Source organism: Microcystis sp. M_OC_Ca_00000000_C217Col (assembly GCF_007095585.1).
Taxonomy (GTDB): domain Bacteria; phylum Cyanobacteriota; class Cyanobacteriia; order Cyanobacteriales; family Microcystaceae; genus Microcystis; species Microcystis panniformis.
Window position 1 is genome coordinate 1 of sequence record NZ_SFBV01000086.1, and the last position, 9,681, is coordinate 9,681.

At 42.5% G+C, this 9,681-nt stretch carries 11 protein-coding genes and 3 pseudogenes; 9 read left to right on the plus strand and 5 right to left on the minus strand.

What is annotated here, in order from left to right:
- Positions 1-123: 123 nt before the first annotated feature.
- Positions 124-339 (plus strand): annotated as a pseudogene (locus EWV66_RS24325) (RNA-guided endonuclease TnpB family protein); the annotation flags it as partial.
- A gap of 280 nt (positions 340-619) precedes the next feature.
- Positions 620-886 (plus strand): hypothetical protein, encoded by a 267-nt coding sequence (locus EWV66_RS04735; RefSeq protein WP_002747571.1) that lies wholly within the window; start codon positions 620-622, stop codon positions 884-886.
- 199 nt (positions 887-1,085) lie between these two features.
- Here EWV66_RS04735 and EWV66_RS04740 read toward each other — a convergent pair whose 3' ends face one another.
- The 3 genes and pseudogenes from EWV66_RS04740 to EWV66_RS04745 form a co-directional block, all read right to left on the minus strand.
- Complete coding sequence (locus EWV66_RS04740) at positions 1,086-1,442, minus strand: iron-sulfur cluster assembly accessory protein (protein ID WP_052276018.1); 357 nt, start codon at positions 1,440-1,442, stop codon at positions 1,086-1,088.
- Positions 1,443-1,530: 88 nt separating this feature from the next.
- Positions 1,531-1,635, minus strand: a pseudogene (locus EWV66_RS24330) (WecB/TagA/CpsF family glycosyltransferase); the annotation flags it as partial.
- A 139-nt stretch (positions 1,636-1,774) separates the two neighbouring features.
- Complete coding sequence (locus tag EWV66_RS04745; RefSeq protein WP_052276017.1) at positions 1,775-2,164, minus strand: DUF8738 domain-containing protein; 390 nt, start codon at positions 2,162-2,164, stop codon at positions 1,775-1,777.
- A gap of 295 nt (positions 2,165-2,459) precedes the next feature.
- Here EWV66_RS04745 and EWV66_RS04750 point away from each other — a divergent pair, with 295 nt between their 5' ends.
- The 3 genes from EWV66_RS04750 to EWV66_RS04760 all read left to right on the plus strand — a co-directional run bounded on the left by EWV66_RS04750 (position 2,460) and on the right by EWV66_RS04760 (position 5,463).
- Positions 2,460-2,801 carry a phage holin family protein gene (locus EWV66_RS04750; RefSeq protein WP_052278398.1) on the plus strand — a complete coding sequence of 114 codons (342 nt, stop codon included), beginning with the start codon at positions 2,460-2,462 and terminating at the stop codon, positions 2,799-2,801.
- A 578-nt stretch (positions 2,802-3,379) separates the two neighbouring features.
- Positions 3,380-4,126, plus strand: coding sequence for a TRAFAC clade GTPase domain-containing protein (locus tag EWV66_RS04755; RefSeq protein WP_287108220.1), 747 nt, complete (start codon positions 3,380-3,382; stop codon positions 4,124-4,126).
- A gap of 254 nt (positions 4,127-4,380) precedes the next feature.
- Complete coding sequence (locus EWV66_RS04760; RefSeq protein ID WP_287108221.1) at positions 4,381-5,463, plus strand: roadblock/LC7 domain-containing protein; 1,083 nt, start codon at positions 4,381-4,383, stop codon at positions 5,461-5,463.
- A 21-nt stretch (positions 5,464-5,484) separates the two neighbouring features.
- On the opposite strand, the pseudogene EWV66_RS24000 reads toward EWV66_RS04760, so the two are convergent.
- A pseudogene (locus EWV66_RS24000) lies at positions 5,485-5,664 on the minus strand (hypothetical protein).
- A gap of 497 nt (positions 5,665-6,161) precedes the next feature.
- Between EWV66_RS24000 and EWV66_RS04765 the strand changes: the two are divergent.
- The gene (locus tag EWV66_RS04765; protein ID WP_052276013.1) at positions 6,162-7,088 is read left to right on the plus strand and encodes an RluA family pseudouridine synthase; all 927 of its coding nucleotides are present in this window, start codon (positions 6,162-6,164) and stop codon (positions 7,086-7,088) included.
- On the opposite strand, the gene bioU is transcribed toward EWV66_RS04765, so the two are convergent.
- Positions 7,085-8,086, minus strand: coding sequence for a (S)-8-amino-7-oxononanoate synthase BioU (gene bioU, locus EWV66_RS04770; RefSeq protein WP_072925296.1), 1,002 nt, complete (start codon positions 8,084-8,086; stop codon positions 7,085-7,087). The two genes, EWV66_RS04765 and bioU, sit on opposite strands and share 4 nt — an antisense overlap.
- A 310-nt stretch (positions 8,087-8,396) precedes the next feature.
- On the opposite strand from bioU, the gene EWV66_RS04775 reads away from it, so the two are divergent.
- The 3 genes from EWV66_RS04775 to EWV66_RS04785 are packed head-to-tail and all read left to right on the plus strand — an operon-like array spanning position 8,397 to position 9,450.
- Positions 8,397-8,612 carry a DUF2997 domain-containing protein gene (locus EWV66_RS04775; RefSeq protein WP_002762645.1) on the plus strand — a complete coding sequence of 72 codons (216 nt, stop codon included), beginning with the start codon at positions 8,397-8,399 and terminating at the stop codon, positions 8,610-8,612.
- Positions 8,613-8,656: 44 nt separating this feature from the next.
- The gene (locus EWV66_RS04780) at positions 8,657-9,043 is read left to right on the plus strand and encodes a DUF1257 domain-containing protein (RefSeq protein ID WP_002762644.1); all 387 of its coding nucleotides are present in this window, start codon (positions 8,657-8,659) and stop codon (positions 9,041-9,043) included.
- The gene (locus tag EWV66_RS04785) at positions 9,043-9,450 is read left to right on the plus strand and encodes a ferredoxin (protein WP_002734255.1); all 408 of its coding nucleotides are present in this window, start codon (positions 9,043-9,045) and stop codon (positions 9,448-9,450) included. The genes EWV66_RS04780 and EWV66_RS04785 overlap by 1 nt, the downstream gene beginning before the upstream one ends.
- Positions 9,451-9,681: the final 231 nt, after the last annotated feature.

A 9,681-nucleotide genomic window follows, 5' to 3' on the forward strand; every position in this document is an offset into this window, starting at 1 on the left:
GCTTCTCGCAAAGCTCGTCAGGATTATTATGGCAAAATTACCTTTTCTTTTATTCAGGAGTTTGAGGCTTTCACATAACAGTACTTGTCTTTGTATTGAAAAATGTGTCCGTCAGTCAGTGACGATCCTCTCCCCGTTTATGGACAGATAACTGAAAAACCCGTTTTTTCAGGAAAAAGAATTAAGCGAGGGTTATATCGTACAGATAAGGGGATTCTGGTTCAATCTGATGTCATGGGTTCCTACAACATTTTACGAAAAGCATTCCCAAATGCGTTTAACTGCTATGGGATAGAGAGGTGCGTAGTTCACCCAAGGAGAATCAATCTCTCGAAGTAAAAGTGAAGGGAATTTCTGAAATGGAATTCAGTCTGTCTATATTTGACTATACTTTTGCTAACTATAATAATGGGGATAAAAATTAAAATCCTTCTGATACCATTTTTCTTTATTCTTGGCAGGTATCTTACCCCCCCCAACCCCCCCGACGTCGGGGGGGTTGGGGGGGTGGGGGGTTAGGGCGATTAACCATCTCTGCCATTACTTATGAAAAATGGTATGATTTCAAGCTACCGACTGGACTGCGGTAGTCACCGTTGACTGATAACTGGTAACTGAAATGACCCCCCAAGCAATCCCTAAACTCAATCACTTGCCCTCTGCCCTAGCCAGAGAGGGAGCCGTCTGCCTAGAATTAGAAGATGGAGTTGCTATATTTCGAGCTTCCACTGCCGTTCAGACTCGGATTGAAGAATTACTCCAACTAGAGAAAGAATCAGCAATTACCCCCGCACAAAAGCAAGAACTCGATGCCTACGAAGAAATTGACGACTACCTCAGCTTTGTCAATCGTACCCTGCGGAATCTCAGTCAAAACCCCTCTTAATGTCTAAAAAGTTTTCCTCAGATTATTATCGTCTCTAATTCAGAGCAGGGTATCTAGCCTAAAAATGAAGGGTTCGCAGGCAGGCACGGATTCCCATTATGCAGAAAGTATATGTCAAGTCTCCGATTTTGTCAAGAGTTTTGGCAAAAAAAAATCGCCTCTGGGAGGCGGGGATGAAAGGTATCACCCCGGGGAAATATTAAACGCCAAAAGACTTACCACAACCGCAGGTTTGACTGGCGTTGGGATTAGTAAATTGGAAACCGCCGCCGATCATCGCGTTGCTGTAATCTAACATGAGACCGTAGAGATAGAGCAGACTTTTTTTATCAGAGACAATTTTAAAGCCATCGTAATCGAAAACCTCATCTTGGGGGCCAATATTGCTAGGATGCTCAAAATCCATCATATAGGACATTCCCGAACAACCACCCTGACGCACACCCACGCGCAGACATAAATCCTTGCCCTGTTGCTCTTTGAGCATGGTAAGGTGTTTGAGGGCAGCCTCACTGAGTAAAATTCCTTTTCCTTGAGTCTGAGTAGCTTGTGTCATCTTTAGCAGGAACTCCTAAACGTAGATAAAACTTTGCCTTCTCCTATTCATCTTAGCGATAGTTGAGGACTGATGACTGGATTACTGTTTACTTTTCCCGGTCTCGCAGGAGTTGTAGGGCAAAAAGAAGCAAAAAACTGGGATTATTAATTAAATAGGGTTGCCAGAGACGACTAGATTCTTGAAACAAACCATAGAGCCATTCTCAGCCGATTTTCGTCACCCAACGGGGTGCTTGAGACAATTCGCCTTCCCTGAGGGAAGGAAAATTAAATCAGGAAAACGCTGCTTTGGGGATGCCGAAAAAGCAGCCGGAAAATATCAAAAGAAATTTACTTTTCTAAGCGGAGATTAGTGCCACTGCTATCGGTGCGATAAACCCAAGTTTTTTGCTTATCAGTCAGAATAATTCGCCATCCTGGCACCAGCGCTTGAGTACATAATGCTCCCGGTTTAGCTAATCCTAAACAACCATCGGGCCAGGTTTGTGGTTGTGCTGCTTGAATTTGCAAGCGATTAACGGGTATCTTGGTTTTCTGACTCAAATGTTGACGGACAGCCTCGATGACCGAATTAGGTGGCTCAGGAGATGCTAAACTGGGTGGCACTGAGAGGAGAGAAAGCAGACTCATTAGCATGAAAATGCCAGTTGATACCCGAATTATTCTCGTTTTACCGATTTGTCCTTGCCAGTTCTGGCTAAAATTATTTCTAGATATCATCTTTAGTCTTGCCTCTTTTCTGGGAGTGATAGTCCGAGGGAATCTTCCTTTTTATTATCAGTGTCAGATCCCCCCGCCTATCGGCACCCCCCTTATCAAGGGGGGCAGGGGGGATCGAAGCTAAAATCCATTTTTAATTTAATTATAACCAGCTACTTATGTTCCTGCTCTGGTTTTCGAGCAGCGGCAGCAGTCAATGTCGGTTTTCGTTGTCATCTTCTGAAGACTTCCGTCTCTTTAAGTGGCGATGGCGATTAGAATAGATGAGGATGAACTATCTTAGATGGATGGACTTATGTTATCTTTTTTCCTCCGTTGGTTGATTACCGCCGTCTCTTTATTGATTACAGGGCAAATAGTACCCGGTATAGAAATTAAAGATTTTCCCGTGGCTTTGATAGCTGCTGTCGCTTTGGGTTTAATTAATGCTATTATTAGACCCCTGTTGATTCTTTTTACCCTGCCTTTAACTATTTTAACCCTAGGGTTATTTATTTTTGTGGTCAATGCCATTTCCTTTTCTTTAGCCTCCTATTTTATCAGTGGCTTTGAGGTAAAATCATTTTTTGCCGCTCTATTCGGTTCGATTGTGGTTTCGATCATTTCAGGAGTTCTCAATGGTTTTTTTGTTGAATAAAGTGACCAATAATTCGGTTGTTTAAAACAGCTTGGCTTACTCTGATCTAGAGACGTTGTTATAACAATGTCTCTCTATTTTTTGGAGACGAGGAAGTCTCTACTGATTTGCTCTGGCTTTTGTCGTTAAGTAGCTGGTTATAATTAAATTGAAGATGGGTTTTGGGTTCGATCCCCCCTTAATACTAGGGTTGATTCATCGTAGGGTTGATTCATGAATCAACCCTACCCTTAATCGATCTTTAACAAGGGGACATCTCAAAGTTTTTAACACCTACCTACTTAAAAATCAGGAAAATTTAATCCCAAGATTTCCATCTCAAGCACCGAGAGCAAGTTCCATTACTATTAGAATAGTAACTTTTTGTGAAGATTTGGTTAACCGGGATGATCCGAGGGGACAAAACAAATATAATCATCTTAACCATCTTTCCAGACAGCATAACTACAAGACTGCAGAATGGAATTGTTGAGCTAAGGAGATTAACTAATCTCAAGTCAATTTTTCTCGTCTGTGTTGGCTTGAGAGACACAATCATCGTCGCAAAAGTTTTTTTCATTCAATTTAGAGGTTGTAAAATGACTAATAATCAGGAAAATCTTAGTAAAGAAAACCAAATTTATACAGTTCTCAGTATCGGTCAAAGAGGAGCAGGAAAAACAGTTTTCCTAGCGGCATCTTATCAGAGTTTGAAAAATCCAGCAGCTTGGGGAAATCAGGCTAATATTGTCTTCAGATCTCAAGAGGAAGAAAGCGAAGAAGATATTGAAAAAATTCTCAATTATGTCGCTAGAACAGGTCAATATCCCCCCGCCACTTTAAAAATTAGTAACTTTGATTTTAGTTTAGAGAAAAAAAGCGGTGATCAATCGGAGAAAATAGCGACAATTCGCTGGTGGGATCTACCGGGAGAAAGTTGTCAAATCTATAATTTAGCTTTTGTCAATATGGCTTTACAGGCTAATGCTTGTTTACTGTTTTTAGAGGCAGCAAGTTTATTAAATGATTCAGACAAGCATAACAATTACCTGAAAATTTTTCAAACCTTGATCGAGATAATTAACTATAATAAAACTAGGTTTAATTTAGGCATTATTATCAGCAAATGCGATCTAGTTGTCTCTGACCAAAAATGCTGGCAAAACCTACAATTAAAAGTCAAAGAATTAGAGCAAAAACTGCGAGACCAAAAAGTTAATCACCGTTTTTTTTACTCAACAGTTTTAATTGATTCCCAACAAGGCACGCTGCAAGCAAATCAAGCTTTAGACTCCCTATCTTGGTTATTGTCTCAAATCGATCGACAACTGGTAAACTTTTCCTAAACGACCAGCACTATATCCGAGCTATTTACAGAAAGATTAGCCAAAAAATCTCTCAAAAATCTGCTGACTTTCTTATAGCAGTTATCTTAACGGTGAGGTGTGAAGTTTTCGTTTTGGGGAGTCGGCACCAAATTAGGTGACAGTTCATCTTGAGGAGAAATGCCGTCAAATATCTCCCCAAAAACTAGAAACAAGACACAATTGTGTTAAAATTATTTATAATAGCGCACAAAAGTGCTTAAAGGTTACAGATCATGTCCTTGCTCGTTGAACAACTGATTTATAGCAGTTTCTCGCAACTGGGATTTAAATATATCGCTAGTGCCAATGTCCCCCTAGGGATTCAACAGTTTTTTTATCAACATATAGTCTCTCAGTTATGGGACACCTATAATCCTCCAGACAGGAAATTTAAAGGAGTCTATATCTATCAAATTGACTCCCATAACACCCTCTTTGGTTGGTTAATTAACGATGGGAAGGATGAATTTGGTCGTGGGGATATTCCTTACTTTCATTGTTATTATTTACAGGAACTACTCGACTCGAAACAACTATTTAAAATTCTTGCCTGTCTAGAAGCAGGTCCCCTAAAACGTATTGCCAGAGATGAGGCTAAAATCTCCCTTGAACCCTTAACTTTAGCTGACAATTATCAGGCAAATGCCTTTGAATTAGGGATTAAACTTTCTAAAGATATTCGTCTGTTTAGCCACCAGCAACTGCGGGAAAAAAAAAACCTGCAATGGTTTATCTCCTCGAAAGAAACCAAAGAACGAAAACAACCCACCGATAATAACTATGATAACTCTAAAAATACCTTACCTAGGGAACCAAATTATCAGGTAGAAATTGCCAAAATCCTGCAAGAATTAGCCGAAAAACCGCTCGCTATTGAGGGGATCATGCTTGTTTCTCCCCAGGGTCAACCTTTGACTGATTCCATCGGCATGGAACACAATAGTGCTTTAATCTTAGCAGGAACAATGGTCTATCTTGTCAATAACACAAAAGAGGAATTAAGCTGGTCTGATCTGGAACAAATTGCTATTCGCAGTCCCCAGGGTCATCTGATCTTAACCCCTTGCAGTGACCAAGCTTTTCTTTTAGTGAAAACTGGCAAAACGATCACGGGATTGTTAGAGGGAGAAATCCAAAAAACTCGCTCAAAATTAGCAAAAATTCTCGCTATCTCTAACCCCACCCCCGAAACTCCTCTCTTAAATCCCACAGTTAATCCCCTCCTTGATTCCGTTGTAGAAGAATTCGAGATCGTCCTCGAAACCGAAGATAATAACAATGCAGATATTCGTTACCAGGGCAGACCAATTCAGTAATCAGTAATCAGTAATCAGTAATCAGTAATCAGGGTTCTTCGTTACTTGGTATGGTTTGATAGGGGGGCATAAATCGACTAAATCCTTATCTGGCAAGAGACTTAATTGATTAGTTCGCTCTAGAGCAAAAACAATTGACAAAAATCGCTAAATGCCTTTCTCTATAAGGGTTACATCCCTTATAACCCCCGTCCATTGCATAACACAAACCGAAGAGCCGTAATCAGTAATCAGTAATCAGTAATCAGGAGTCAGGAGATTATTTTTATTTAGGGCTGGCTGAATAATGGTAAAACCCTTTTAAAATAAGGCTTTTGACCTGTTAAAATCCGATGTTAGTGCCAGAAAATAGGATTAAGTAGGGAGGCACAATTATTTGTAGGATGGGTTAGCGGTAGCGTAACCCATGCGGGAGTTGGGTTTCATGCTTCAACCCAACCTACGTTCATCTTATATTTAATTCCACCCACCTACTCTCTTAGTACATAAACTGGTACAAAAAAGAGGGCAACAAAGCCTGAAACGACCGGCTACTGACGACCGACTCCTAACCCCACCAACAAACTTTTTCAGCAAACCCTATTTATTCTCCCCAATTCCTAATTCATAATTCCCACACCCCACACCCCACACCCCACACCCCACACCCTGCCCCCTCCCTTCTCCCCCACACCCTACACCCTGATCACTAAAAACCGATGAACCAATTAAACTTAGAAGTTGCGGGAAAAAAAGAACGTTTAGATGCTTGGATGGGGTCACAATTGCCCGATTTATCGAGATCGAGGCTGCAAAAACTGATAGAACAGGGATATATACAGTTAAATGGTCAAATTTGCACTAATAAAAATACTAAAGTTGGTCAAGGTGATCGCTTAAAGATTACCATTCCCGACAGTCAACCCCTCGAATTAACCGCCGAGGCGATCGAGCTTGATATTCTTTACGAAGACGAATATCTGATTATTATCAATAAACCAGCCGATTTAGTGGTTCATCCGGCCCCCGGCCACGAATCGGGAACCTTGGTCAACGCTTTACTACATCACTGCCCAAATTTAGCCGGAATTGGTGGAATTCAACGCCCCGGTATAGTTCACCGTTTAGATAAGGATACCACGGGTGCGATCGTTATTGCCAAAACCGACCAGGCCCATCAACACCTACAGGCACAATTAAAAACCAAAACTGCCCGCCGGGAATACATGGCCCTTGTCCACGGTGTCCCCAAAAGCGAAACAGGTACAATTGATCTGCCGATCGGTCGTCACCGCAGCGATCGCCAAAAGATGGCTATTATTGCCGTGGAAAAAGGCGGTAGAAATGCCGTCACTCACTGGCAAATCAAGGAAAGACTAGGCAACTACACCTTAATGGAATTTCGCCTAGAAACCGGCAGAACTCATCAAATTCGCGTTCATAGCAGCCACATCGGTCATCCGATTCTTGGCGATCCCCTCTATAGTTCCGGTCGTTCCATCGGAATTAATCTACCCGGACAATTACTCCACGCCTATCGTTTAATCTTAATACATCCGGTCACGGGAGAGAGCCTAGAAGCGATCGCTCCCTTACCCGCTATTTTCCCGAAAGTTTTAGCTATTTTACGGCAGAGAAACCCCTAGCGCACAAATTGCGGCATAATCTCTGCTGCTGTCCATAATCCGTAGATACCGCGACGATGCAGGGAAACCCCCGCTTTCAGATAACCAAAAGCCGGCCCGCAGACATTAGCCGCCATACTGGTTTCATCACCTAAAGTGAAGGTATGGGTAGAAATTTTGCCTTCAAAAGTCCGCCCCGTGACTTTAACATTGGTACTTAAAGGCTTTTTCGGGTTGCGCGTATCCACCACACCCCCGACGGAAACCCGATCGCGTCCACAAATTCCAGCCAATTCCAGCATAATATCGTCCGCGTGTTCCATATTTTCGAGGCTGAGAATGCCATTGGTTTTATTTAACAGCATTTCCACTTCTGCGTCACTCATCTGGTGGGCTGTTTCTGGGTTGTAACCGGGTAAATGGGCGATATCTTCGCGAATAGTGGCACGATAAGCCTCCCAGTTGGCGATTCCCACGCCGAAGGTAATTTTAACGCTATGAATCTCTGCATAACTCTGGGCAGCTAGGGCAGCGGCCGCAGTTAACAGTCCGGGGGTAGCACCGCAGCCGGTCATGTAGGTGATGCCGGCGGCTTCTAGGTCTGCTTGCAGTGCTAAGATTTGTTCCATGGCGCTGGTGCGTTTGAGAGCATCGACTAAAACCCCGCGCCAACCTAAGCGAATGAAGGTTTTAGCGATATCGGCCATGAAATTGTTAGGTAAATTTGGTAAGGCGAGGAAATAGCCTTCTACGTCGGCAGTTTTGATTAATTCCTCGATACTGTTCTGGCTGAGACTGCCGTAATTTTCCAGATAACCGATCGAACCCTGGTCATGATAAATTTTGTTACAGGTATTGACATCTAGACCGTCTTTGTGGTATGCAAAACCGGCTTTATCGGCGGCGGCAGTCCAAAGCATTTCCTGTTTGGGGGCGAGAATTCTAGCGGCAGCCTGTCCCAAACCACCAAAACCTAAAACACCGATCCGAATGCGATCGCTGGCTGTTTGTTTATTCATATTTGTTCTGATTCCTATAGACAAAATTCTATGATCTCGGCGGTCGTGGTTCGCCGTTGCATCTCCTTTATTTTCAATTTATCGCTTCAGGTCGTCTTTTTTGTGTAGTTTTGTTAAATTGTGCCTCCTGGGTCAAGGTTCGCCCTTGACGATGAAGAAAAGTTACGGGAAACTTACAAACAATTAGAGTAGTTGGGTTACAGAATATAAAGTTTTGCTAAAATTTTAACCAGATTGCTACGATTAGCAAACTATCGTAAATTAAAACGATAGGGAGCTTTGCAAACCCCAGATCACGCCGAGAAGAGCTATGAGCATGGAAAGCCTAGAGTTTATCATCTATCCCGATGGTCGCGTTATGGAAAAGGTGACAGGCATAGTCGGTTCATCTTGTCAAGAGGTGACGGCGGCGATCGAGGCACAACTCGGGCAGCTGATGTCTCAAGAGAAAACCTCGGATTATTACCATCAAACCGTCAGCCAGTCAGAGAAAGTCAGCAACGAAGCCACTTTTAGCGACTGGTAATTTTTCATTTTTCCCAATCCCTTTATTTAAGCCACTGAAAAGCCATGTCACACTTTAGCAATATCAAAACCAAAATCCGCGATCTATCCTACCTAAAAGCCGCCCTCAGCGATATGGGGATGGAATGGAAAGAGGGTTCCCACCCCGTCAAAGGTTATCAAGGTCAAACTTTAACCGCAGAGGTGGTAATCGAGCAAGATAACAATTACGATATCGGTTTTCGCTGGAATGGCAACGAGTACGAGTTAGTTGCCGATTTACAATACTGGCAACAACCCCTAACCGTAGAAGGATTTTTAAGAAAAGTAAATCAAGGTTATGCCTACCACACCATCCTGGCAGAAACTGCTAAACAGGGTTTTCAGGTGGCAGCACAGGAAAAAAATACTGATGGTTCCATTCGTCTAGTGGTACAACGTTGGAGTGCCTAATGGCTGATTTTTCTCCCGAACGCTCTGGTTTTGAACCAGAGTTAGGGGGATTCCTAAGAGATTCCCCCGATCGCACTGGTTTTGAACCGGAATTGGGCGGTTTACTGCGCCAGAAAGCGGTTTACGTCGATGAGGTCACTTGTATCGGTTGTAAACACTGCGCCCACGTTGCCCCCAATACCTTTTTTATTGAAGGCGAATACGGTCGCTCTCGTGTCTATAATCAGGACGGTGACGAAGAAGAAATTATTCAAGAAGCGATCGAGACTTGTCCGGTTAACTGTATTCACTGGGTTAATTATAATAATTTGCAATTCCTTGAGGAAGAACGCAAACATCAAGTGATTAAACAGTTAGGTTTTCCTCAGATTCACAAGAAATTTAGCCCCGCAGATTTAGATATCTAGGGTGGATAGGTACAGCCTCATCCACCTATTATTTCCTAGAAGTCACGGCAGCGGCTCTCGATCGAATCCGCTACAGTTCTCAGGGGAAATAATCCTATCTCGGATTTTAACGACAATAGAACTCTTGCAAATTAATTATATGTTATAATGATGGGTTAACTAATTTTCCCCAAAAAATTAGTTAACCAGTACATTAGTCCTGAATGAAAACTTGAAGTTTAACTTTTAACT